24 protein-coding genes are annotated in these 22,880 nt (G+C 57.7%); 11 read left to right on the forward strand and 13 right to left on the reverse strand.

Annotated features, from left to right (window positions below; genetic code table 11):
• Positions 1-31 precede the first annotated feature (31 nt).
• The 4 genes from ftsY (at position 32) to ACR0JE_RS02115 (ending at position 3,587) form a co-directional block, all read left to right on the forward strand.
• Positions 32-1,171, forward strand: coding sequence for a signal recognition particle-docking protein FtsY (gene ftsY / locus ACR0JE_RS02100; RefSeq protein WP_480862658.1), 1,140 nt, complete (start codon positions 32-34; stop codon positions 1,169-1,171).
• Between the two features lie 87 nt (positions 1,172-1,258).
• A complete protein-coding gene (locus ACR0JE_RS02105) occupies positions 1,259-2,161 on the forward strand; it encodes an EamA family transporter (protein WP_480862660.1) in 903 nt (300 codons plus the stop codon).
• Between the two features lie 16 nt (positions 2,162-2,177).
• Entirely contained in the window at positions 2,178-2,783 is a 606-nt protein-coding gene (locus tag ACR0JE_RS02110) for an inner membrane-spanning protein YciB (protein WP_480862662.1), read from the forward strand.
• 135 nt (positions 2,784-2,918) lie between these two features.
• Complete coding sequence (locus tag ACR0JE_RS02115; RefSeq protein ID WP_480541044.1) at positions 2,919-3,587, forward strand: Crp/Fnr family transcriptional regulator; 669 nt, start codon at positions 2,919-2,921, stop codon at positions 3,585-3,587.
• 191 nt (positions 3,588-3,778) lie between these two features.
• Here ACR0JE_RS02115 and ACR0JE_RS02120 read toward each other — a convergent pair whose 3' ends face one another.
• From ACR0JE_RS02120 to rpiA, 7 genes are all read right to left on the reverse strand, one after another.
• Positions 3,779-4,765, reverse strand: a complete 987-nt coding sequence (locus ACR0JE_RS02120) for a DMT family transporter (protein WP_480862664.1) — start codon at positions 4,763-4,765, stop codon at positions 3,779-3,781.
• A 180-nt stretch (positions 4,766-4,945) separates the two neighbouring features.
• A complete protein-coding gene (locus tag ACR0JE_RS02125; RefSeq protein WP_480862782.1) occupies positions 4,946-6,415 on the reverse strand; it encodes a Do family serine endopeptidase in 1,470 nt (489 codons plus the stop codon).
• A gap of 150 nt (positions 6,416-6,565) precedes the next feature.
• Positions 6,566-6,760 carry a DUF2065 domain-containing protein gene (locus ACR0JE_RS02130; RefSeq protein ID WP_480541743.1) on the reverse strand — a complete coding sequence of 65 codons (195 nt, stop codon included), beginning with the start codon at positions 6,758-6,760 and terminating at the stop codon, positions 6,566-6,568.
• Positions 6,760-7,656 carry a protease modulator HflC gene (gene hflC / locus ACR0JE_RS02135; protein ID WP_480862666.1) on the reverse strand — a complete coding sequence of 299 codons (897 nt, stop codon included), beginning with the start codon at positions 7,654-7,656 and terminating at the stop codon, positions 6,760-6,762. The genes ACR0JE_RS02130 and hflC overlap by 1 nt, the downstream gene beginning before the upstream one ends.
• A complete protein-coding gene (gene hflK, locus ACR0JE_RS02140; RefSeq protein ID WP_480862668.1) occupies positions 7,656-8,801 on the reverse strand; it encodes an FtsH protease activity modulator HflK in 1,146 nt (381 codons plus the stop codon). Before hflK ends, hflC begins: the two co-directional genes overlap by 1 nt.
• A 72-nt stretch (positions 8,802-8,873) precedes the next feature.
• Positions 8,874-10,232, reverse strand: a complete 1,359-nt coding sequence (gene gor / locus ACR0JE_RS02145) for a glutathione-disulfide reductase (RefSeq protein WP_480862670.1) — start codon at positions 10,230-10,232, stop codon at positions 8,874-8,876.
• A gap of 127 nt (positions 10,233-10,359) precedes the next feature.
• Positions 10,360-11,148, reverse strand: a complete 789-nt coding sequence (gene rpiA, locus ACR0JE_RS02150) for a ribose-5-phosphate isomerase RpiA (RefSeq protein ID WP_480541034.1) — start codon at positions 11,146-11,148, stop codon at positions 10,360-10,362.
• Positions 11,149-11,315: 167 nt separating this feature from the next.
• Between rpiA and ACR0JE_RS02155 the strand changes: the two genes are divergently transcribed.
• The 4 genes from ACR0JE_RS02155 to ACR0JE_RS02170 are packed head-to-tail and all read left to right on the forward strand — an operon-like array spanning position 11,316 to position 14,793.
• Positions 11,316-12,017 (forward strand): glutathione S-transferase family protein, encoded by a 702-nt coding sequence (locus ACR0JE_RS02155; protein ID WP_480862672.1) that lies wholly within the window; start codon positions 11,316-11,318, stop codon positions 12,015-12,017.
• A 1-nt stretch (position 12,018) separates the two neighbouring features.
• Positions 12,019-13,395: an L-serine ammonia-lyase gene (locus ACR0JE_RS02160; protein ID WP_480862674.1), complete on the forward strand. Its 1,377-nt coding sequence runs from the start codon at positions 12,019-12,021 to the stop codon at positions 13,393-13,395.
• A 21-nt stretch (positions 13,396-13,416) separates the two neighbouring features.
• Complete coding sequence (locus ACR0JE_RS02165) at positions 13,417-13,833, forward strand: GFA family protein (RefSeq protein ID WP_480862676.1); 417 nt, start codon at positions 13,417-13,419, stop codon at positions 13,831-13,833.
• Positions 13,834-13,878: 45 nt separating this feature from the next.
• Entirely contained in the window at positions 13,879-14,793 is a 915-nt protein-coding gene (locus tag ACR0JE_RS02170; protein WP_480862678.1) for a DMT family transporter, read from the forward strand.
• Here ACR0JE_RS02170 and ACR0JE_RS02175 read toward each other — a convergent pair.
• Entirely contained in the window at positions 14,738-15,415 is a 678-nt protein-coding gene (locus ACR0JE_RS02175) for a thiamine diphosphokinase (RefSeq protein ID WP_480862680.1), read from the reverse strand. The two genes, ACR0JE_RS02170 and ACR0JE_RS02175, sit on opposite strands and share 56 nt — an antisense overlap.
• A gap of 151 nt (positions 15,416-15,566) precedes the next feature.
• Here ACR0JE_RS02175 and ACR0JE_RS02180 point away from each other — a divergent pair, with 151 nt between their 5' ends.
• Positions 15,567-17,090, forward strand: a complete 1,524-nt coding sequence (locus tag ACR0JE_RS02180; protein WP_480862682.1) for a hypothetical protein — start codon at positions 15,567-15,569, stop codon at positions 17,088-17,090.
• Between the two features lie 51 nt (positions 17,091-17,141).
• On the opposite strand, the gene ACR0JE_RS02185 is transcribed toward ACR0JE_RS02180, so the two are convergent.
• The 5 genes from ACR0JE_RS02185 to nthA form a co-directional block, all read right to left on the reverse strand.
• Complete coding sequence (locus tag ACR0JE_RS02185) at positions 17,142-17,378, reverse strand: DUF2842 domain-containing protein (protein WP_480541021.1); 237 nt, start codon at positions 17,376-17,378, stop codon at positions 17,142-17,144.
• Positions 17,378-18,673: an adenylosuccinate synthase gene (locus ACR0JE_RS02190; RefSeq protein WP_480541019.1), complete on the reverse strand. Its 1,296-nt coding sequence runs from the start codon at positions 18,671-18,673 to the stop codon at positions 17,378-17,380. The genes ACR0JE_RS02185 and ACR0JE_RS02190 overlap by 1 nt, the downstream gene beginning before the upstream one ends.
• A 214-nt stretch (positions 18,674-18,887) precedes the next feature.
• Positions 18,888-19,226 carry a nitrile hydratase accessory protein gene (locus ACR0JE_RS02195; RefSeq protein ID WP_480862684.1) on the reverse strand — a complete coding sequence of 113 codons (339 nt, stop codon included), beginning with the start codon at positions 19,224-19,226 and terminating at the stop codon, positions 18,888-18,890.
• Positions 19,223-19,900, reverse strand: coding sequence for a nitrile hydratase subunit beta (gene nthB, locus ACR0JE_RS02200; RefSeq protein ID WP_480862686.1), 678 nt, complete (start codon positions 19,898-19,900; stop codon positions 19,223-19,225). The genes ACR0JE_RS02195 and nthB overlap by 4 nt, the downstream gene beginning before the upstream one ends.
• Positions 19,897-20,511 (reverse strand): nitrile hydratase subunit alpha, encoded by a 615-nt coding sequence (gene nthA / locus ACR0JE_RS02205; protein WP_480862689.1) that lies wholly within the window; start codon positions 20,509-20,511, stop codon positions 19,897-19,899. The genes nthB and nthA overlap by 4 nt, the downstream gene beginning before the upstream one ends.
• Positions 20,512-20,662: 151 nt before the next feature.
• On the opposite strand from nthA, the gene secG reads away from it, so the two are divergent.
• Positions 20,663-21,028, forward strand: a complete 366-nt coding sequence (secG, locus tag ACR0JE_RS02210) for a preprotein translocase subunit SecG (protein ID WP_170533101.1) — start codon at positions 20,663-20,665, stop codon at positions 21,026-21,028.
• 159 nt (positions 21,029-21,187) lie between these two features.
• Positions 21,188-22,831, forward strand: coding sequence for a CTP synthase (locus ACR0JE_RS02215; RefSeq protein WP_480862691.1), 1,644 nt, complete (start codon positions 21,188-21,190; stop codon positions 22,829-22,831).
• The last annotated feature ends 49 nt before the right edge of the window (positions 22,832-22,880 follow it).

The raw sequence follows: 22,880 nt of genomic DNA on the forward strand, positions 1-22,880 counted from the left end.
TTAGGTGAAAGGATCACCTGCGGAGACCAAAATGGCGTTTTTTTCAAAGCTCAAGGACAAGCTGTTCAAATCCTCCTCGCGCCTCGAAGAGGGGTTGGATGCGATTGTCGAGGATGGCGGCGAGGAAACCGCACCCGACCCGGTGATCCCGCAGCCCGAGCCCGAAACGCAACCCGTTCCAGAGGTACCCAGCCCGGCCCCCATCCCCGTGCCATCCGAGCCTCCTGCTCCTACACCTGCAGACCCCACGCCTGAACCAACGCCGCCGGAGGTGCCGGAGTCAAAAGGCCTGCTGGGCCGATTGTTCAGCCGCGGCGATGCCCAAACCGTAGTCCGCCGCACGCTGGATGACGACATGCTGGAACAGCTTGAAGAGCTGCTGATCGCCTCGGATATGGGCGTCGACACCGCCCTGCGCGTAACCGCAAACATGGCCGAGGGTCGCTTTGGCCGCAAACTCTCGACGAGCGAAATCAAACAATTGCTGGCACAGGAAGTCGCCCGCGTCATGGAGCCTGTGGCCCGCCCATTACCGATTTATGCCAAACGCCCGCAGGTGGTTCTGGTCGTCGGCGTTAACGGCTCGGGCAAAACAACGACCATCGGTAAGCTCGCCAGCCAGTTCAAAGCCGCAGGCAAGCGGGTTGTCATCGCCGCCGGCGACACCTTCCGCGCCGCCGCCGTTGAACAACTCCAGGTCTGGGGCGAGCGCGCCGGTGTCCCGGTTTTAACCGCGCCAGAAGGTTCGGACCCCGCAAGCCTCGCCTTCGATGCCCTCACCAAAGCCCAGGAAGATGGCGCCGATCTGTTGATGATCGACACGGCAGGCCGCCTTCAAAACCGAGCAGATCTGATGGAGGAACTGGCCAAGATCGTCCGCGTTATTCGCAAGGTCGACGACACGGCCCCGCACAACACCCTGCTTGTGCTCGATGCGACCACGGGTCAAAACGCGCTCAGCCAAGTGGAAACCTTCCGCAATCTGGCCGATGTCTCAGGCCTTGTGATGACCAAGCTCGACGGCACCGCCAAGGGCGGCGTTCTGGTGGCGCTTGCGGACAAGTTTGGCCTGCCGATCCACGCCATCGGCGTCGGCGAACAAATTGACGACCTCGCCCCCTTCGACCCCGAAGAGTTCGCCGCCGCCCTGACCGGCCTGGACCAAAGTTGATCCAAACCTTCATCTGGCCGTAAATATCCTCGGGGGTCTGGGGGCAGACAGCCTCTAGCCTCTCCCTCCAGCAAAAAGATCTGATACTTGAGCGACTGGCTGATCTCACTTGAAGGCACCGAAGCGGGCCACCAGCTTGCCCTTGGGCTGGCGCTCATGGCCGCTTTTTTGCACGCGGTCTTCGGGGCACTTCAGAAAGGCCGCCACGATCCCTGGCTGTCGCGCGGAGCGATCGACGCCTGCTATTGCGTAATGGCCGCCCCTTTTGCGTTCTTCGTCGTGCCCTGGCCCGAACCCTATATGTGGCCGATCTTTGCCGTCGTCTGGCTGATCCACATCGCCTACAAAACGCTTCAGGCCATGGCCTACACCAAAGGGTCTTATACGGTCGTTTACCCCGTTGTGCGGGGCACCGGCCCGCTGTTCACCGTGATTGGCGCCTATCTGTTGTTCGGCGAGACTTTCAGCGGCACTCAGTGGTTTGGTGTTGCGGTTCTGCTGGCCGGGATATTCGGCCTCGCCCTCTACAACCTGCGTTTTCTGGAAACCAACCGGGAAACGCTTGGGATCGCGCTGGCGTTGGCGGTTACAACCGGCCTCTTCGTGGCGCTTTACACGACCTACGATGCTTATGGCATCCGTGCCACCGCCGATCCGTTCACCTTTCTGGCGTGGTTTTTCATGATCGACGGCGCGGCCATGCCAATCTACGCCTTCCTCAGATGGCGCGCCATGATTAACCGTCCTGCCATTGGTCCGCTCATGCTGCGTGGTCTTGCAGGCGGCATCATCGCGCCCATGTCTTTCGGGGCGATCATGCTGGCCACACGGCTCGACAAAGTAGGCGAAGCCGCCGTTCTGCGCGAGACCTCAACAGTCTTTGCAGCCTTGATCGGTTGGCTTGTATTGAAAGAAACCGTCGGCCCCAGACGCATTGCTTTGATGGCATTGATTGCATTGGGCGCCGTAATCGTTGAAATAGGCGGGTAAGCAGCAGGAAGATACGATGACAGGCAAAAAAGACATCAACCCGTTTCTGAAACAGGTGCTGGAGCTTGGCCCGCCACTGGCCTTTTTCTTCATTTACCTGCGCCTGCGCGATGACAGCTTTCTGATCGGCGGCACAGAGTATTCCGGCTTTATCATCGCCACGATCATATTTGTGCCTCTGATGCTGGCCGCAATGGGCATCCTGTGGTTTCTGACCGGTAAACTCAGCAGATTACAGATTTTCACCGCCTTCATGGTCATCTTCTTCGGTGGCCTGACCGCCTGGTTCAATGATGAACGGTTCTTCAAGATGAAAACGACGCTGGTTTACGGTGTCTTCTCGACCATCCTTGGGATCGGTCTGCTTCAGGGGAAATCCTATCTGGCCTATGTGTTGGATGAGATGCTGCCGATGAAACACGAAGGCTGGATGATACTAACCCGTCGGCTCTGTGCCTGCTTTGCCGTGCTTGCTGTGGCAAACGAAATCGTCTGGCGCACCATGTCCACGGATTTGTGGGTGAAGATCGAAACCTTTGCTTTCCCGATCGCCCTAATGGCGTTTCTGATGCTGCAATTCAGCCTGCTACAAAACTATATGGAAGAACCGGATCAGCAATGAGCGCCAGCGCTGCGTTGATGCACCACCATCACACCGCCCAAGTGATCCGCTCGCTGCAAAAGAACTTGGCTTAAGCCCGAAGCTATGAAAGGTTAAAGCACCACTCATCACCTAAATCCGGAGTTCACCGCCCGTATGACGGCCTTTCCTTCTAGTGGCTTTCTATCCGAAGCCTCTGACGAGCTTCGAGAGATGCTCTCTGATCTTGCCTCTGAACTGACCCTTGAACAGGGCGAAACCCTGTTTGAACAGGGTGACGAGGGCGACGCGCTCTACGCGATACTCTCAGGCACGCTCGAAGTGTCGTTTTTGGCCATGAGCGGGCGAAAGCTGACCCTGACCCTGATGCGCCCCGGCGAAGTGTTTGGCGAGATTGCTTTGTTTGACAGTGGCCCGCGCACCGCCACGGTCACCGCAGCCGAACCGTCGCGTGTTCTGCGCGTGCGCCGCCGTGATGCGATGGACCAAATCCGCCAGCATCCCGATCTGGCCGTTGATATGGTGCGTTTGGCCGGTTTACGCATGCGCTGGATGGATTCCCAGCTGAACGAGCAGGTCTTTCTGCCCATGCCGATCCGCCTGGCCCGCAAATTGCTTCATCTGTCCAATCTTCAGGACGACCCATCGGCACGAATCACGCTATCGCAAAGCGAATTGGCCGAATTTGTCGGCGCCACGCGCGAGGCGGTGTCAAAAACCATCTCAACCTGGAAGCGCGACAACGTGGTCGAAGCCTCGCGCGGAGGTTTGCTGATTCAGGATTTCGAAGCCCTGCGTGAATTAGCCGAATCCGACCTGATCTGACGATTTCGTCGTTTGGTGTGATCTGGTTCACAGAAGAACAGGCCGAACCTAACCTAAGGTGAGCTTGTTACCGTAGGAGGTCAGAGAATCATCCCCGATATCTGTCCACTGATCTCTCCCTGTATCTGAGCCATATGTCATCCCGACATATGGCTCATTTTCTTTGCAAACTCGGGCCTTGCTCGCGCGTATCAGTACCTGCGATGCACGTGTTTACCACGAACAACCATTCGGTTCTTTTGCTTTTCCCGCAGGAAGACAAACAGACCCGAACCGAGGATCAAGAGTATTCCAAAAACAACCGGCAAACCCGGTAGCTCGCCCCAGATCACCCAGCCCCAAAAAATCGCCAGCGGCAGGCCCACATATTCGAAAGGGGCCACGGTGGCCGCGTCCGCGATGCGATAGGCCTGCCCAAGGCAATACCCGATAAGAGCTGCGTTCAACCCCAAACCTGCGAACAACCAGAGGTCATGACCTTCAGGCCAGACCCAGGCACGGAATAGGAACAGTAAGCTTTCATTCTCGACACCCTCAGTAAATCGTCCATCTCCGGCGACGAGCCAGAAGATAATGCTGACAAAAATAAAGGCAGATTGAATATAGACCGCCATGGCAGACGCCTTGGATTTGGCGCCCAGATATCGCGTCATGACGTTGTTCAGCGCATAGGTGAATGCGGCTGCAATGGGCAGGACATAAACCCACAGGCTAATCGTGCGCTCTGCTCCGCTTTCCCAGGGACGTGTCATGATGATCACGCCTGCAAACCCGACCAGAACCGCGCCAATGCGCATCGGTCCGACCTTTTCGCCCAGGATCGGGATGCTGAGCAAGGTGATCATCAAAGGGGCCACGAAAAACACAGCCGTCGCTTCGGCCAGAGGCATAACCGCAAGCGCGGTGAAAAATGTCAGGTTTGCAATCACCAGAAACGTCGCCCGCAGAACATGCAGGCCCGGCTGATCGGTTTTCAGGATACTCCATCCCCCCTCCAACTGAACCAGAGCAAGGCTAAAGCCGATCCCAATCAGAGAACGGGTGAATACCATTTGGTGCAAAGGATACCCGCCCGACAGAAACTTGATCAGCATGTCATTGAGAGAAATCCCCAGCATTCCGATCAGGATAAAGACGATAGCCAATGTAGGGTTTTGTAAAATCTTGTTTTCTGACACAATATTCCCTTTCATCCGGCCCCTAACACGGGTTTCGGATCAGGTCCGCTCTGTTTGCGACATGATGTTAGACATTAATTACAGCCCCGGTTCAGAAAGATTGACCACCGCTTAGCAGACAAAAAAAGAGGCCCCGGATCGGAGCCTCTTAGATCATTTCTTGGAAGATCAAAACCGGTGTTATTCTTCCAGGCTGAGCGCAACAAACCGTGGGTCACCGCCACGACGCACCAGCAACAGCAGAGACTTGCGTCCGGCCACCTGTGCCTCTTCCATCCGGTCTTCCAAGTCTTCGATTGTGCCGACCTTTTGCTGGCCCGCTTCGGTGATCAAATCACCAGCCCGCAGGCCCTTGGCATAGGCTTCCGAAGCCTGATCCACATCTGAAACCACCAGCCCTTCGGCATCCGCGTCCAGACCAAGTTCTTCGCGCAGCGTGTCGGTGAGCGGTGAAATCGTCAGACCCAGAATATCCGTATTTTCATCAGCAGGCGTGTCTTCGGCTTCTTCTTCGCCATTCTCGGCGCGCTCCGCATCTTCGCGGCGGCCCAGCGTGACCAAGACGGTCTGGGTGCTGCCATCCCGGCTGACCACGACGCGAACGGCTTTGCCGACCGTTGTTTCACCGACCTGACGGACAAGGCCGCGTGTATCCTCAACATCGACGCCGTCAAAGCTGAGGATGACGTCACCCGCCAGCAGGCCAGCCTCTTTCGCAGGGCCTTCGGGCACATCGCTGATCAGCGCACCACCGGGTTTTTCAAGGCCCATGGCTTCGGCCATGTCTTCGGTCACGTCCTGAATACGGACACCCAGCCAGCCTCGGCGGGTTTCCCCGAACTCGCGCAGCTGATCGACAACTTTGACCACCACATTGGAAGCCATCGAAAAGCCAATCCCGATGGACCCACCATTGGGCGAAAGAATCGCGGTATTCACGCCTATCACCTGGCCATCCATGTTGAACAGCGGACCGCCCGAGTTGCCTCGGTTGATCGCCGCATCGGTCTGGATGTAGTCATCATAAGATCCGCTCAGCGCGCGATTGCGGGCAGATACGATCCCGGCCGAGACCGAGAATCCCTGGCCCAACGGATTGCCCATGGCAATCACCCAATCCCCAACCCGCGCAATATCGCTGTCACCGAATTGGACGTATTTCAACGGGCCAGAAGCTTCGACCTTGAGCAGAGCAATGTCGGTCTTTTCATCGGTGCCAATCACTTTGGCGGGCAGCTCTTTCTTGGGCTGACCATCGCCCGGGAAGAATTCCACCAGGATTTCATCCGCTTCGGCAATGACGTGATTGTTGGTGACGATGAATCCATCTTCCGAGATCACAAACCCCGAGCCAAGGGCATTGCTACGGCGAGGGACGTTTTCGCCATTGTCGCCGCGATCCTGGAACTCGCGAAAGAAGTCTTCGAACGGGGACCCTTCGGGAACAATGCCTTGCGGGCCGGTTTGACCTTCGATCAGGGTCGATGTGGTGATGTTCACCACAGCCGGGCTGATCTGTTCCGCCAGCGGTGCCAAGCTTTCGCCACGCGCATACGCCGACACCGTCTGCGCAACGATCAGAACCATTCCCGCAAATGCCAGCCACATCAGCCGCATGAAACTAAACCCTTCGTCCTGACGGACGGACATACTGCGTGCTTGTACCTGCACTTGGGAACTCCTTGTCGTCACTATCTACGGACCGCCCTTAAGCCGCCCTCTTGGCAACCAATGTAGTCGGTTTGCTGCAACCCGCAACTCAGGATCGCGGGGAAATCACCGCCACGTGAAGCCCTGAAGTCAAAACCCGACCTGATAGGCACCCCAAATCAGGACCAGCCCACTGACCACACAGAGCAATCCGGATAACCGTCGCGCCTGTTCTGGAAGGGATCGGAGTGCCTCCAGCATCCGTTCAATAAGCGAAGGGGCCAGCGCATAGGCCAGCCCCTCGACAATCAGTACCAGCCCGAAGGCCAGAAGGATCATACCCATTACTCAGAGGCCGCAGCAGCCGGTGCAGCACGTCCGGTGGGCGAGGCCAGGTAATTGAAGAACTCGGAATCCGGGCTCAGGATCAACGAACTGTTGCTGCCTTGAAGTGCATTCTCATAGGCCGTCAGAGAGCGGTAGAACTCAAAGAACTCCGGGTCCGCGCCATAGGCTTCGGCAAAGATTGCATTGCGTTCCGCATCTGCCTCACCGCGAATGATCTCGGCCTCACGGTTGGCGTCCGAGACCAGTTCCACCACGGTCCGGTCGGCCTGCGCACGAACACGCTGCGCCGCCTCGTTACCACGCGCGCGCTCGTCGGTTGCTTCTCGTTCCCGCTCGGCCTTCATCCGATCGAATGTGGCCTCAAGGTTGGCCTGCGGCAAATCGGTTGCTTTCAGGCGCACGTCGATCACATTGACGCCCAGCGCGCGCGCCTCGGCAATCGCGCTGTTGCGGATACGCAGCATCAGAGCCGCCCGGTCCGAGCTCAGGATATCGCGCGAGGAGACCGAACCCAGAACTTCGCGCGTTTCAGCGCGCAGGATGCGATCCAAACGATCCTCGGCCACCGGAACTCCACCAACACCTACGGCCTGGCGGAACTGTTCCAGATCGGAAATCCGGTAACGGGCGAACGCATCAACAACCAGACGACGGTCGTCCAGAGGAGTGACCTCAAGCGGCTGTACGTCAATCGAAAGGATACGGTCATCATAACGGACAACCTCCTGTATCAGCGGGATTTTAAACGCCAGACCGGGCTCTTCTTTTACAGCGACAACCCGACCAAACTGCAGAACCAGCGCGCGTTCGCGTTCATCCACAATGAAGATCGAGGACAAGCCGACAACGGCCAGAATAGCAATGACAATCAGAATGATAGGTGATTTACGCATCAGTTGCTCTCCGCTGTGTTGCTACGGCGCAGTTCGTTCAGCGGCAGATAAGGGACAACACCCTGCCCTGAGCCAGTCGAGTTTTCATCAAGGATGATCTTGTCAACATCACCCAGAACCTGCTCCATCCGCTCTAAGTAGAGGCGCTTTCGGGTCACGTCTGGCGCTTTGGTATATTCTTCCAAAACTGCGCTAAAGCGGCTGGCTTCACCCTGAGCGCCGTTGATCTGCTGGGCGCGATAGGCTTCAGCTTCTTCCAGAACTTGCGCCGCTTCACCGCGCGCTTCGGCGAGAACCCGGTTGGCATAAGCGTCAGCGACGTTCTGCAGACGGTCACGCTCCTGCGCGGCGGCCTGAACATCGCGGAATGCGGCGATCACGTCCTGCGGCGGGTCAGCCTTGTCGAAGTTAACACGGACGATGTTTACACCGGAATCATAACTGTCCATTGTGGACTGGATCAGCTCTTGCAAACGATCAGCAATGATCCCGCGATCCCGGTTCAGAATCGGTGCCAGTTCGCTTTGGGCTATGATCTCACGCATCGCCGATTCCGACACGGCGCGGATCGTCTGGCGCGGGTCACGCAGGTTAAACAGGTATTTGGCCGGATCGTTGATGTTCCAGACAACCTGATAATCAATATCGACCACGTTTTCGTCGCCGGTCAGCATCAAACCATCATCACTGCCGCGCGCACCGCCCATGTCTTCATTCTGTTCACGTGTGACCGGAATGACTTCGGCGGTTACCAACGGCCAAGGTGCAAAGTTCAGACCCGGGTTCCCAACAGCGGAAAATTCACCCAGAAACAGCTCAACAGACTGTTCTTCGGGTTTCACGGTGTAAAAACTGGCAGCCGCCCAAAGGCCAATGGCAACCAAAGCGCCAATCGCCACAGTCCCTTTGGTGAACAACGGACCACCGCCACCACCGCCTGAACCGTTTGTGCCACGACCACCGCCGCCACGACCGCCCATCAGAACGCGCAGCTGTTCCTGGCCTTTTTTCATCAGCTCATCGATCTCGGGGATCTGCGGGCCGTCACCTTCGGGAGGCTTACGCCCGTCCCCGTTGTTACCCCGATTTCCTCCGCCTCCGGATGAGCCTCCGCCCCCCCAGGGGCCACCGCTGTTGCCCGCCATATTTTTCGATTCCTTCGTTTAGGCCCGTGTGATCACGGGGTCCCTTGTAACTTGTGTGCGCTCGGTTGCAAATCAAGCCGTGCGTACAGGTTGCCGCATTGTCACCAATTCCTCGGCCATCACCGGATGAACTGCAACCGTGCGGTCAAAATCTTCCTTGGTGGCGCCCATTTTTACGGCGATACCGGCCAACTGAATCATCTCACCCGCGCCGGGGGCTACGATATGGCAGCCCAGTACTTTGCGCGACGCCTGGCTGACGATCAACTTCATCAGAACCCGCTGGGTGCCACCAGCGAACGCCTTCTGCATCGGTTTGAACGAGGTTGCATAAACCTCAATTGGTTCCTGAGCCGACGCTTCTTCCTCGCTCAGACCGACCGTTCCGAATTCAGGCTGCGTAAAGATCGCAGTGGGAATAAGGTCGTGATCCACCGGTGTCGGGTTACCCTTGAACACGGTTTCAACAAAGGCCATGCCCTCGCGAATGGCAACCGGCGTCAGGTTCACCCGGTCGGTCACGTCGCCAATCGCGTAAATCGAGGGCACACCGGTCTGGCTGTATTCATCCACGATGATCTCACCCTTGCGGCCGCGCTCGACACCTATGGCTTCCAGCCCCAGATTGTCCGCGTTCGGCGTACGACCGGTGGCGTACATCACGACGTCAAACTGATCCTCAGTGCCATCCGTAGCCTTGACGCGGATTTTGTCGCCCTCTTTCGTCATCTCCAGCACATTGGTGCCCAGACGCACGTCGATGCCGTTCTGGCGCATCTCTTCACAGATCAACCCTCGCGCTTCTTCGTCGAACCCGCGCAGGATTTGCGCACCGCGATAGAATTGCGTGGTCTTGACCCCCAATCCGTTCATGATCCCGGCGAACTCACTGGCGATGTAGCCGCCACCGACGATCAGAATGCTTTCGGGTAGTTTCGCCAGATGAAAAATCTCGTTCGACGTGATCGCCAGTTCCGAGCCCGGGAAGTCCGGCACTACCGGACGACCGCCTGTTGCAATCAGAATGTGCTTTGCGGTTTTGCGGGTCCCATCGGCCAGCTCAACCGTGTGCGCGTCGACCACATGCGCGCGCTGATCAAAGCTTTCGACGCCGTTGTTCTTGAGGATGTTGCGGTAGATGCCTTCCAGTCGATCCAGTTCGGTAACCAGCTTGCCATGGAAGGTGTTCCATTCGAAGGCACCCGGCTGAATGTCCCAGCCATAGGCCTGCGCATCCTCGACCATGCCCGAATATTCGCTGGCAAAGACCATCAGCTTTTTCGGCACACAGCCGCGGATCACGCAGGTGCCGCCATAGCGATCCTCTTCGGCCAGCGCCACCTTGGCGCCGGTTTCTCCTGCTGCCACGCGCGCCGCGCGCACCCCGCCAGAGCCGCCTCCGATGACAAACAGATCATAGTCAAAGCTCATGCCGGGTTCCTTCGTTCAGTCTTCAAAAATTCTTTGGATATCTGGGCGCAAAAAGTCAGCTGCCAACCCCTTGCCGCGCAAATCTCGGTTTTTTCATTCATAGGGCCAAGTTTCGTAAGGGTTCGGATCAATCCGTCAGATCCGAAAACAGGTTCTCGCGCGCGCCACTCAAAAGCTGATCCATCTCGATCGTGCCTGCGTTGATGTCCCGCAGCTCGACCCGACCATCTCCATGGCCAACGACGACCTTATCGCAGATATCGATAAACAGACCATTCTCAACAACACCGGGCACCTGATTGAGCACCAGCGCCATCTGGCGAGCATTGCCGATCCGTTGCAGATGCAGGTCCAGGACATGGTTGCCCTCATCGGTCACATAGGGGGCCTCTCCATTCATGCGCAGCGCACAATTGGTGCCCAGCACATCCATCGTATCCAGAACCTCTTCGATCAGAGTGCGCGTGGTCTGCCAGCCAAATGGGATCACTTCGACCGGCAGGGGAAACGCACCCAGGGTTTCGACCTCTTTGCCTGCATCGGCAATCACCACCATTTGATCGCTGGCCGTTGCCACGATCTTTTCCTGAAGATGCGCCCCACCACCGCCTTTTATCAGGTTCAGATCACCGTCGAACTCATCTGCCCCATCAATCGTCAGATCCAGCCACCCGGCCTGATCCAACGAGACAACTTCGATCCCAACCTCACGTGCCAGTTGCGCCGTGCGGGTCGACGTTGGAACACCCTTGATCCGCAAACCCTCCTGCGCCACCCGCTCGCCCAATCGACGCACCAGCCAGGCGGCGGTTGAACCGGTTCCCAATCCAACGCGCATTCCATCTTCGACCATTTCAGCGGCGCGCCTTGCCGCGACATATTTTGCGGTATCGATTGGCGACATCTCTGTGGTCATCGGCAGCTTTCCCGGAATGGTTTTTCTGAGTTATACGGAATGCAAAACGCAACGGCGAGACCCAATTCATGCAAGACCGCTATGAAAGTCGCTTAGACTACGCGTTTCCCATCGGATACGTCGCAATCATGCCTTCCCAATTTGACCTCGCATCATAAGTACGCGCCATGACACAGCCCTATCGCCTGCACTACGCCCCCGACAACGCCTCACTGGTGATCCGGTTGGTGTTGGAAGAGATGGGCTTGCCCTATGAAACCGTGCTGGTCGATCGCAGCCAGAACGAACAGGACAGCGCTGCCTATCGTGCGCTGAACCCAAACGGTTTGATACCGGTTCTGGAAACACCGCAGGGGGCTATTTTCGAAACCGCCGCCATTCTGCTGTGGCTTGCCGATACCCACGCCCACCTTGCCCCAGCCGCCGATCATCCGGATCGCGCGCCATTTCTGAAATGGTTGTTTTTTGCGTCGAACACATTGCACGCTGATCTGCGCATTCTGTTCTATGCCGAGAAATACATCGACCCGTCGCAGGCCGAGGCCCTACGTGCCGGGATGCGGCCTCGCTTGCGGATGCATCTACAAAAGCTGGATGCCGTCGCAAAAGAAGCCCCCGATTGGCTGAACGCAGATAAACCCTCGGTCCTGACATATTACGTGGGATGCATGATGCGCTGGATGGCGATTTATCCTGCACAAGCGGATCGCAGCTGGTATCAGCTGGCAGATACGCCCTATTTGCAGAGGATACTGATGCAGTTGGAATCGCGCCCTGCAGCCCGCACCGCCATCGCCGCCGAAGGGCTTGGGGCTAATCCGTTTACCTCGCCCACCTATGCCAACCCTCCAGAAGGCTCAGCTGTCTGACATGTTCCTCTCGGTTTTTGATATGTTCAAGGTGGGCATTGGCCCGTCTTCTTCGCACACGATGGGCCCGATGGTGGCTGCCGCGCGCTTTCTGGACATGATGCGCGCATCGCCATTTGAATTCTCCGGCCTGCGCGGGTCACTGCACGGGTCGCTGGCGTTTACCGGAGTTGGCCACGCCACGGACCGCGCCACCATTTTGGGTCTCGCAGGATTTGTGCCCGAGACCTATGACAATGAAAAAGCTGAAGCTGCACTCGCCTCAATTGCCGAAACCCATACGGTTTCGCCTGACGGCCTGCCGCCTCTGGCGTTCGACCCCAAGGCTGATCTGGTCTTTGACTACGAACATACCCTGCCCGGTCACGCCAATGGCATGATCCTGATGGCCACCGATGCACAAGGCGACGTGATCTTGCGGCAGGTGTTCTATTCCATCGGCGGTGGCTTTGTTCTAACCGAGGAGGAACTGGCCGACGGCAAGGCCACGGATGAGGGTGTGCCGCCCGTTCCCTTCCCCTTCAAATCCGCCGCTGAAATGCTGGAGATGTCGAAGACCAGTGGGAAAACCATCGCACAGATGAAGCGCGACAACGAAGTCGCGCGCCGATGTCCAGACAGCTTTGCCAAGGGATCCGCCCGATTGTGGCAGGTCATGAACGACTGCATCGAGCGCGGCCTGACGACCGATGGCATTCTTCCCGGTGGCCTGAAGGTACGAAGACGTGCCAAAGGCATCTATGATGCGCTCATGGCCGAGCGTGGCATGAACCTGACCGCGCCGCATACGATCAATGACTGGATGAGCGTCTACGCCATGGCGGTGAACGAGGAAAACGCCGCCGGTGGTCAGGTCGTCACCGCACCCACCAACGGTGCGGCAGGCGTGCTGCCTGCGGTCATACGCTACTATCTTGACCATGTGCCGGGCGCATCGGAAAGCCATATCCAGGATTTCCTTCTGACAGCCGCCGCGATCGGTGGATTGGTCAAGTTCAACGCCTCGATCTCGGGCGCGGAAGCAGGCTGTCAGGCCGAGGTCGGCAGCGCCTCGGCCATGGCCGCCGCTGGGCTATGCGCGGTGATGGGTGGCACACCCGAACAGGTAGAAAACGCGGCCGAGATCGCGTTGGAACATCATCTGGGCATGACCTGTGATCCCGTAGCAGGCCTTGTGCAGGTGCCGTGTATCGAACGGAACGGGTTGGGGGCGATCAAAGCGGTTTCGGCCGCCTCTCTGGCGCTACGCGGTGATGGGCAGCATTTTGTACCGCTGGACTCGGTGATCGAAACGATGCGCCAGACCGGCCAGGATATGCACGAAAAGTATAAGGAAACATCGCTTGGCGGTCTGGCCGTCAACGTGCCAAACTGCTGACGGAGTATCGGAGGGGACACTATGCGCGGACAGTGCCTGTGTGGCAAAATTAGCTACCACGTCGATCCTCCGGTTCTGTCCTGCGTCACTTGCCATTGCGACAGTTGCCGCCGTCAATGCGCTGCGCCGATGACCACATATTTCGGGGTCCGCGACGGGCAGTGGCGATGGACCGGTGAAGAGCCCAAACGCTTCAACTCTTCTCCCGGAGTCGAGCGCAGCTTTTGCCCCTATTGCGGAACCCCGATCTCGTTTCGATCAAACAAGATGTCAGACGTGCTGCATCTATATGTTGCAACCCTGGACAACCCCGAGGCATTGCAGCCGACCCTGCATGTCGCGCATGAGGAAAAGCTGAGCTGGCTCAAGCTTGGTGATGATCTGCCCACCTGCATCGGACCGGATTACACAAAAGTTCAGCCGCTGCCCGACAGCTGATAACAGCGCTTTCCACCGTGATCCGAAACGGTTAGCGTCGCGCCCATGACACAGGATCGTCCCGTTTTCGGCATCGTTCTGATGCTTGGTTTCTGCGTACTCGCACCGCTTGGCGATTCAATCGCCAAGCTGCTGGGTGAATCCACCCCGCTAGGGCTGCTGGTATTGGTCCGTTTTGCGATTCAAGCAGTGATCCTGATCCCGCTGGTGGCTGCAACTGGCCGACCCTGGCGCATGCGGGGGCGCGTTCTGCGTCTGACCGTAATCCGCACCGGTCTTCATATCATCGGCATTACAGCGATGTTCAGCGCGCTGCAATTCCTGCCACTGGCAGATGCGGTCGCCATAGCGTTCGTGATGCCCTTTATCATGTTGCTTCTTGGAAAGTATGTATTGAATGAAGAGGTCGGCCATCGGCGCCTGATCGCATGTGTCGTTGGATTTGCCGGAACGCTGTTGGTCATCCAGCCCAGCTTTGCCGAAGTAGGATTGCCTGCCCTGCTACCACTGATCGTTGCCGTGGTTTTTGCGCTGTTTATGCTGGTCACCCGACAGATCGCCAAGGAAACCGATCCGATATCCTTGCAGGCGGTGTCCGGAGTGATGGCCACGATCTTTCTGCTCCCCCTCATTCTGTGGGGAACCCAATCCGGAATCTGGGAGCTGTCTTTGATCATGCCGACCGGCAACGCGCACTGGCTTTTGCTGGCCATCGGTATTCTGGGAACCGTCGCCCATCTGTTGATGACATGGTCGCTGCGCTATGCGCCATCAGCGACGCTCGCCCCAATGCAATATTTGGAGATCCCGGTGGCAACCCTTTTTGGCTGGCTGATCTTTCACGATCTGCCCAACGGGATCGCAGCGCTTGGCATCCTGATCACCATGGCCGCCGGGCTGTATGTCATTCTACGAGAGAGGGCCACCGCCCGGTCTGCCCCGACAGAAACGCCTGCATGACCTGATCCAATGCGGCGCGCGGCACCATGACCAGCAGCCCCGGCCCATCCAGATGTAGTTGAACCTGTGACACTGCCCTGTTCGAGGTTCCGACTTGTCCATCTGGTTCGAAAACTAATTTGTCGATGGACCATTCAAGCCCGCGACTTCGCCCCGTCACACGCCGCAGCGGAAACAGAGAGACGATATCGCCCGGTGCGAGGTCCAGAACAATCGATGGTGGTGCGTGAAACACCACCTCTTGCGCGCCCAATAAGATGCAGACCGGGTTCAAACGCGTGACCAGAGTATTGAGCACCGCCAATTGATGATCCAGTCGACCGCCCAGAAAACCAGCCCCGATAACAAGCGGGGCGTCGATACTGCGCAGAGCCTTGTCAAAATCCGTGCTGTCTTGTTCATCGATCTGAAACAGACGATCCTCAGCTATGCACCTGCGCGTCGCGGCATCTAGTGAATCAAAGTCACCGATCACCGCCTCGGGAACAACACCCGAATCAACCAGAATCGATGCACCGCCATCCGCCGCAACCACTGAATTGACACGATTCAGCACCAAATTCAGGTCGGAAACCCCAATTTTTCCCCCTCCGACCAGCCCAATTGGGCCGTTTGAACGCACAATTGGCTCATTTTTTCTCAGATTGATCATTTTTTCTGGGTTTGGACACATTGAGACCACAAATTGATAGGTTCATGTAGAGCTGTAGGCCAATGTGTGCGCTCGATTCTGGGTAAGTTGGCTTTGTTAGTTTGTAGAGGACGTGTGTCTGATGGTACAGAATAAGAAGGTGTTAACTGTTTCTTATGGGGCCTTTTCCTGCACATTAGAAGGGTTCGACAACTCGTTTGAAACACTCAAAGCCATTGCAGACTACTTCCGCGAAATCGCAGCAGATGATCGGTACTTCGGTTCTGAACCCCCTCGACTGGATGCTGAAATGCTGTCGCGCATTGCCCAGGGCGACAAAGCCCAACACGTAGAGGCCCGGCAAGACGAATCCGGTCTGCTGCTGCGTGCGACAAAAACCGCGCCGGACACCGCGCCCGAGACTGCCACAAAGGATGCAGCCATGTCCTCGCACCGCCCCCCATCCCCTTCGACCGTTGCCACCCCCTCTTCGGTTGAACCTCCCGCAGCTAACGCCGAGCCACTTGCGGCTGACAGCATCTCAGCCAAGCTGCAGCGCATTCGCGCTGTGGTCACGCATTCGAACACGGCTCCGATCACCGACGCGGAAGATGAAGATACCTCTCTGCTTGGCGCAAAACCGGCCCCTGTCGATGCAGTCGCAGCTGCATTTGAAGCCGGTGCGCTGAAGGCGGAAGATCTGAATCCAGCGCCAGAGAAAGCACAACCTGAGGCGAAAGAAGATAGTCTTTCCACGGTTGCTGAGTTCTTCGAAGATGAGGCAGAAGCAGATATTCAGCCCGATGACGCCTTGCCAACCGAACCCGAAACCACCGTCCAGGACGACACAGTCTCCGATGGCATCCTGAACATCATGAAAGATGAGGGTGCGTCGGAGCAAGCAGACGAGTCGATTGCGCTGGGTGTTCTGTCCGCCGAGGATGAAAAGAACCTTCTGGATGATATCTCAAGTGTCGAAGCCGAGATGGCTGGCGGCACTGATGAAACGCCCAACGAAGCAAGCACCTTGGATCAGGACGTACTTCGCCTGATGGAAAAAGCCGACCAGCAGATGGGCGATCCTTCGGCCAGCGACACGCGCGAAACCTATTCGCATCTGCGCAATGCTGTTGCGGCTGCCGAAGTTGATGGCAAGACCGACACTGCCTCGGTGGATCAGCCCTATCGCGGTGATCTGGCCTCGGCCGTCAGCCCACGCCGCCCTGAAATTCAGGTCACCAGCATGCGCCCTGAATCCGACGCGGCGGCGCCTTTGAAGCTTGTTGCTGAACAGCGCGTCGATCAGAGCGACGCGATTGCAGGCCCGATTGCCCCTCGCCGGGTCAAAACTGATCAAGAGGATAGCGCGGCAGAGGAAAGCGGGTTCGCCCAGTTCGCACAGGAACAAGGCGCACAGTCCTTGCTGGATCTGCTCGAAGCTGCGGCATCCTATCTGTCCTTCATCGAGGGTCAGGAACAGTTCTCGCGCCCGCAACTGATGAACAAGGTCCGTTCGTTGAAACAGGATGAGTTCAATCGCGAAGAAAGCCTGCGCTCTTTCGGTCAGCTGCTGCGCGATGGTAAAATCCAGAAAGCCGGCGGCGGTCGGTTTGCCGCCTCGAACCTGATCGGGTTCCGCCCCGACAATGAACGCGCCGCAGGATAATCAACCAACCATAGAAGCAAAGGGCCGAGAGATATCTCGGCCCTTTTTTGTTTAGTCATCTTGCGTGTCTTCTTTACCAACCCCGCGAAAGACAAATTTGAAGGGCAAGGCCCAGACAATGCCCAGGACGATGTAAACCAGCAGTTCGACCAGAATAGACGGGCGATCCAGCCAGTTCACAACTGTCACCACCGCGACGATATAAAGCGGCAACCCGACCAGCAAGATCACCAGAGACCAGCGGCGGCGGGCCTTGTAGCTGAGGCCGGTATTTTTGTCGCCGCCCATCAATCTGCAAACGGGTCGGTCACCAGAATGGTATCATCCCGCTCCGGGCTGGTGGACAAAAGGGCCACAGGGCATTCGATCAGTTCTTCAACGCGACGCACATATTTGATCGCATTGGCGGGTAAATCCGCCCAGCTGCGCGCACCTTCGGTGGATTCGCTCCATCCAGGCACTTCTTCGTAGATCGGTTTGCAGCGGGCCTGCTGATCGGCCGCAGTTGGCAGATAGTCCAGATGCTCACCGTCCAACTCATAGCCAGTACAGATCTTCAGCGTCTCGAACCCGTCCAGAACGTCAAGTTTGGTCAGCGAGATACCATTGACCCCACTGGTAGCGCAGGTCTGACGCACCAAACAGGCGTCGAACCAACCGCAACGGCGCTTGCGGCCTGTGGTCGTTCCGAATTCATGACCACGTTCACCCAAGCGTTGCCCATCTGAATCTTCTAGCTCGGTCGGGAACGGGCCTTCGCCAACACGGGTGGTGTAGGCTTTGACAATCCCAAGCACAAAATCAATCGAACCCGGCCCGATGCCCACACCCGTGGCCGCCTGCCCTGCGATCACATTCGATGAGGTCACAAACGGATAGGTCCCGAAGTCAATATCCAGCAACGCGCCTTGGGCGCCTTCGAACAGGATGCGCTTACCCGCTTTGCGCTTTTCGTTCAGCACCTTCCAGACTGGTGCCGCAAACGGCAGAATCTCCTGCGCGATCTCCTTCAGTTGCGAAATCAGCGCATCACGGTCGACAGGTTCGATGCCCAAGCCTTTGCGCAGCGGATCATGATGCTGCAACGCGCGATCTACCCGAGCCTCTAGCGTCGCTTCATCCGCCAAATCAGCGACGCGTACAGAACGCCGTCCGACCTTGTCTTCATACGCCGGACCGATGCCTCGACCGGTGGTCCCGATCTTGGTGCCCTTGCTCGCCGCTTCCTCGCGCGCGCGGTCCAATTCACCGTGGATCGGCAGGATCAGAGGCGTATTCTCGGCGATCATCAGTGTTTCTGGCGTGATCTCAACACCTTGTGCCCGGATCGTCCCGATTTCCTTGAGCAGGTGCCAGGGGTCCAGCACGACGCCATTGCCAATGACGCTCAGCTTGCCGCCACGCACGACACCCGAAGGCAGAGCATGCAGTTTGTAGACTTCACCATCAATGACCAGAGTATGCCCGGCATTGTGCCCGCCCTGAAAACGCGCGATGACGTCCGCCCGTTCGCTGAGCCAATCGACAATCTTGCCTTTTCCTTCGTCACCCCACTGGGCGCCGACAACAACCACGTTGGCCATATCCGGTCCTTTTCGTGCTGAGTAATCAAACTCGGCTCGTATAGCGGGGCTCTAGCGGCAGGGAAACTGGTATTTCGCCGCAGACGGTAATCGCGCTGCCGCGCGATGCCTCCGGCGGGGATATTTGTAGCCAGATGAAGATCGGATCCTCTGCTTCATCTGGCCAGCAATATCCCGGGGGATCGCCCGGAACGGGCGGCGGGGGCAGCGCCCCCTACCCGCCTTGTTGCAAATGCACCGGCTGCCCATGGGGTGTGGTCAGATAGGCCTGTTCCCACTCCTGCTTAAGGGTCTGCACAACATCCGGTGAGGCCGCGCCGCGTTCTGCCAGCAAAGCTTCAAGTGTTTCAAGCCAGGCATGAAAATAGTCATCCCCACCATCCAATTCGCGGCTCAGACCGTTGCGTTTCAGTGTATCCGAAAAGCGCCCCGCCCAGTCGGGCCAATCGAACCAGCCGACTTCATTCAGCGCCACGGTCACCGCAAAGACCTGTGCGTGCCACGGTTCCGCAAAGACCGGTTCGGGAGCCGTGACGTCCAGACATGTGCTCATGTGGGCTCCAGATAGCTTTGCCAGAGGTCCAGCACCACCTCATCCTCGGGATGCTCTGGATTGGCCCACAGTTCTGATGCGGGAAACAGAACGGCATAAAGCGGTTCTGGTGCCTCACCCAACCCATGCGCATTTGAATCGGGCAGGACATGGGCCCCGTGCAGGCGCAGGATTCGTCCCCGAGCTCCAGTAGCGTAGGCAGGCAGACGGGTATGGCCGCCTTCAACCAGACGATTGGCTGATGGATGTGCAGTGACAACATTCTGCCCCGGCGCAAAGCGCGGGGCGATGGTCGAAGGACGATCTGCTGGCCCGCCTTTGGCCAGTGCCGCTGCAACCGCATCCTTCCGCAAGCATTTCACGGAAAGAGGATGCGGTTGGTCCCCGCTAGCGCTTTTCAGATCGTCCAAGGACAGCACGCCTTGTTCAACCAACAGATCGGCGAGGCCGGATATCCATTTCTCATAGTAAGAAAACCGCGCGTAGTCCTTGGGTGAAAGACGCTCACGCGCGTGGCGCGAGATATCTATGTTCCATTGCCCCAGAAACCCTGCTGCCAAGGTGACCGCCAATGCCCGTGCATGCCAGTCTTCGGCGAAAACCGGGGCACCTTCACCTTCCGGATGGATCGGGCCGTCACCAAAGCGCCCGCCCATATCGTGAACGCGGGTCATGATGGCACCTTGGGAAGCCCAGTGCCGATCATGCTGTCACGCGTGACCAGAGCCGCCAGCTCGTCCTCGTTCAGGCCCTCCGAGCCTTTGGGTCGCGTGGGTAAAACAAGATAGCGAATCTCGGCAGTTGAGTCCCAGACCCGTACCGCAGTGTCTTCGGGCAAGGTAACGCCAAACTCCGCGAGCACTTTGCGCGGTTCCCGCACCGCGCGGGCGCGATAGGCGTCGGATTTGTACCAACCCGGCGGAATGCCAAGCAGTGGCCATGGATAACAACTGCATAAGGTGCACACGACCATGTTGTGCCGCTCGGGCGTATTTTCGACCACGACAATATGTTCGCCCTGCCGCCCGTAGTAACCGAGATCCGCAACGACCGACGTTGCATCCGCAAGAAGTGCCGCCTTGAATGCCGGGTCACTCCAGGCTTTCGCCACAACATGCGCACCGTTCTGAGGCCCGATTTTATTCTGATATGTATCAATGATCTCATCCAGCGCAGCTGGATCTATCAGCCCCTTACGGGTCAGAATCGTTTCCAGCGCTTTGACGCGCAATGCGGGTTCAGGCGGGAGCAAGGCATGCGGGTGGTCAGGATCGTCATGAGGCATAGGCCGCAGCCTGCGTCACGTATTGGCGTTCTGTCCAGTCCCTTTGCTGTGATATGAGACATCACGCAGGGTGATGCGAACTCCTGACTTGCCCCCGCTGACAAACTTGCATAAGTACCACGCGATACACGCCACGCTGTTCGGGACCACCATGGAAAACGTCGTTCTAATCATCCATCTTCTTCTGGCTTTGGGCCTGATCGCCGTTGTGCTGATGCAGCGGTCCGAAGGCGGTGGCCTTGGGATGGGCGGCGGCGGTGGTGGCGCTATGACCGGGCGCGCAGCGGCAACGGCGCTGGGTAAACTGACCTGGATTCTGGCCGCGTGCTTTATCGTGACCTCGATCACGCTGACGATTCTAGCAGCGCAGAAGTCTTCAGGCAGCTCGGTGATTGACCGTTTGGGTGTTCCGGCACCGGCCGCGACCGAAGAAAGCACACCGGCCGTTCCGTCGGCGGATGACCTGCTGCCTCCGGCGCAGGGCGACAACGCACCGCTGATCCCGCAAGCCGACTGATACACAAAACCTAGAAATCTGAAAGAGAACTGCAACAGCATCTTGCGGTTCTCTTGCGCTATGGGCGCGAATCCTTTATATGTGAAGTCCCGTGGTGCTGCGGTTTTTTCAAGCCGCCGGGCAGCTGATAATGACGTCTCACGGGAGCAGCCGAAAAACATGGCGCGATTTATTTTCATCACTGGTGGTGTGGTTTCATCCTTGGGCAAAGGGCTGGCTTCAGCGGCTTTAGGTGCTTTGTTGCAGGCTCGGGGATATTCGGTGCGTCTGCGTAAGCTTGACCCCTATCTGAACGTCGATCCGGGCACGATGTCGCCCTTTGAACATGGCGAAGTTTTTGTCACGGATGATGGCGCCGAAACCGATCTGGACCTCGGTCATTACGAACGCTTCACCGGAGTGGCTGCCCGCAAGACCGACTCGGTCAGCTCGGGGCGGATCTATTCCAACGTGCTGGAGAAAGAGCGCCGCGGCGATTACCTTGGCAAGACCATTCAGGTGATCCCCCACGTCACCAACGAGATTAAGGATTTCATCGCGATTGGCGAAGATGAGGTTGATTTCATGCTGTGCGAAATCGGCGGCACCGTAGGTGACATCGAAGGCCTGCCGTTCTTTGAAGCCATCCGTCAGTTCAGCCAGGACAAGCCGCGCGGCCAGTGTATTTTCATGCACCTGACATTGCTGCCCTACATCAAGGCCTCGGGTGAGTTGAAAACCAAACCAACCCAGCACTCGGTGAAAGAGCTGCGCTCGATCGGTCTGGCCCCTGACATTCTGGTCTGCCGGTCCGAGGGTCCGATTCCGACCAAGGAACGCGAAAAGCTGGCGCTGTTCTGTAACGTGCGCCCGGACAGCGTGATCGCGGCGCAGGATCTCTCCACGATCTACGACGCCCCGCTGGCCTATCACCGCGAGGGTCTGGATCAGGCCGTTCTGGACGCGTTCCAGATCAGCCCTGCCCCGAAACCGGACTTGGCAAAATGGGAAGACGTCAGCGACCGCATCCACAATGCCGAAGGGGAAGTGAAGGTCGCCATCGTCGGCAAATACACACAGTTGGAAGACGCCTATAAGTCGATTGCCGAGGCTCTGACTCATGGCGGCATGGCCAACCGGGTCAAGGTCAAGGTTGAGTGGGTGGATGCCGAGATTTTCGACACCGAAGATGCTGCGCCCCATCTGGAAGGCTTCCACGCAATCCTCGTGCCCGGCGGGTTTGGTGAGCGTGGCACCGAAGGCAAGATCAAGGCGGCGCAATATGCGCGCGAGCACAAAGTACCTTATCTGGGTATCTGCCTCGGCATGCAGATGGCGGTGATCGAAGCCGCGCGGAATGCAGCAGGCATCAAAGAGGCCGGTTCCGAGGAATTTGACCATGAGTCTGGCAAAAAGCGTTTTGAGCCGGTGGTTTATCACCTGAAAGAATGGGTTCAGGGAAACCACAAGGTGGAGCGCAAAGTCGGCGACGACAAAGGCGGCACCATGCGTTTGGGTGCCTACAATGCGGTTCTGGCCGAAGGCTCGAAAGTGGCCGAGGTTTATGGCGGCACTCAGATCGAGGAGCGCCACCGCCACCGCTATGAAGTGGACATCAAATATCGCAAACAGCTTGAAGGTGCGGGGCTGAACTTCTCGGGCATGTCGCCGGATGGACGTCTGCCAGAAATTGTTGAATGGTCGGATCACCCCTGGTTCATTGGGGTTCAGTATCACCCTGAACTAAAATCCAAGCCCTTCGATCCACATCCGCTGTTTCGCGACTTTGTCCGCGCGGCCAAGGACACCTCGCGCCTGGTCTGATCCGGTCGCAGCCAAGTGATGTACCGACACAATTAAGCGCTTAGCGATT

The sequence above is a fragment of the Ruegeria sp. H3 genome (assembly GCF_056533095.1).

Excerpts from the sequence above, each read along its gene's own strand:
- ACR0JE_RS02115 (WP_480541044.1), top strand. The coding sequence starts at position 2,919 with ATGACGGCCTTTCCTTCTAGTGGCTTTCTATCCGAAGCCTCTGACGAG.
- rpiA (WP_480541034.1), bottom strand. The coding sequence starts at position 11,148 with ATGACCACAGAGATGTCGCCAATCGATACCGCAAAATATGTCGCGGCA.
- ACR0JE_RS02195 (WP_480862684.1), bottom strand. The coding sequence starts at position 19,226 with ATGAGCACATGTCTGGACGTCACGGCTCCCGAACCGGTCTTTGCGGAA.
- ACR0JE_RS02155 (WP_480862672.1), top strand. The coding sequence starts at position 11,316 with ATGACACAGCCCTATCGCCTGCACTACGCCCCCGACAACGCCTCACTG.
- nthA (WP_480862689.1), bottom strand. The coding sequence starts at position 20,511 with ATGCCTCATGACGATCCTGACCACCCGCATGCCTTGCTCCCGCCTGAA.
- gor (WP_480862670.1), bottom strand. The coding sequence starts at position 10,232 with ATGAGCTTTGACTATGATCTGTTTGTCATCGGAGGCGGCTCTGGCGGG.
- ACR0JE_RS02160 (WP_480862674.1), top strand. The coding sequence starts at position 12,019 with ATGTTCCTCTCGGTTTTTGATATGTTCAAGGTGGGCATTGGCCCGTCT.
- ACR0JE_RS02190 (WP_480541019.1), bottom strand. The coding sequence starts at position 18,673 with ATGGCCAACGTGGTTGTTGTCGGCGCCCAGTGGGGTGACGAAGGAAAA.
- nthB (WP_480862686.1), bottom strand. The coding sequence starts at position 19,900 with ATGACCCGCGTTCACGATATGGGCGGGCGCTTTGGTGACGGCCCGATC.
- ACR0JE_RS02180 (WP_480862682.1), top strand. The coding sequence starts at position 15,567 with ATGGTACAGAATAAGAAGGTGTTAACTGTTTCTTATGGGGCCTTTTCC.
- hflK (WP_480862668.1), bottom strand. The coding sequence starts at position 8,801 with ATGGCGGGCAACAGCGGTGGCCCCTGGGGGGGCGGAGGCTCATCCGGA.
- ACR0JE_RS02185 (WP_480541021.1), bottom strand. The coding sequence starts at position 17,378 with ATGGGCGGCGACAAAAATACCGGCCTCAGCTACAAGGCCCGCCGCCGC.
- ACR0JE_RS02170 (WP_480862678.1), top strand. The coding sequence starts at position 13,879 with ATGACACAGGATCGTCCCGTTTTCGGCATCGTTCTGATGCTTGGTTTC.
- ACR0JE_RS02215 (WP_480862691.1), top strand. The coding sequence starts at position 21,188 with ATGGCGCGATTTATTTTCATCACTGGTGGTGTGGTTTCATCCTTGGGC.
- ACR0JE_RS02130 (WP_480541743.1), bottom strand. The coding sequence starts at position 6,760 with ATGGGTATGATCCTTCTGGCCTTCGGGCTGGTACTGATTGTCGAGGGG.
- hflC (WP_480862666.1), bottom strand. The coding sequence starts at position 7,656 with ATGCGTAAATCACCTATCATTCTGATTGTCATTGCTATTCTGGCCGTT.
- ftsY (WP_480862658.1), top strand. The coding sequence starts at position 32 with ATGGCGTTTTTTTCAAAGCTCAAGGACAAGCTGTTCAAATCCTCCTCG.
- ACR0JE_RS02165 (WP_480862676.1), top strand. The coding sequence starts at position 13,417 with ATGCGCGGACAGTGCCTGTGTGGCAAAATTAGCTACCACGTCGATCCT.
- ACR0JE_RS02110 (WP_480862662.1), top strand. The coding sequence starts at position 2,178 with ATGACAGGCAAAAAAGACATCAACCCGTTTCTGAAACAGGTGCTGGAG.
- secG (WP_170533101.1), top strand. The coding sequence starts at position 20,663 with ATGGAAAACGTCGTTCTAATCATCCATCTTCTTCTGGCTTTGGGCCTG.
- ACR0JE_RS02125 (WP_480862782.1), bottom strand. The coding sequence starts at position 6,415 with ATGTCCGTCCGTCAGGACGAAGGGTTTAGTTTCATGCGGCTGATGTGG.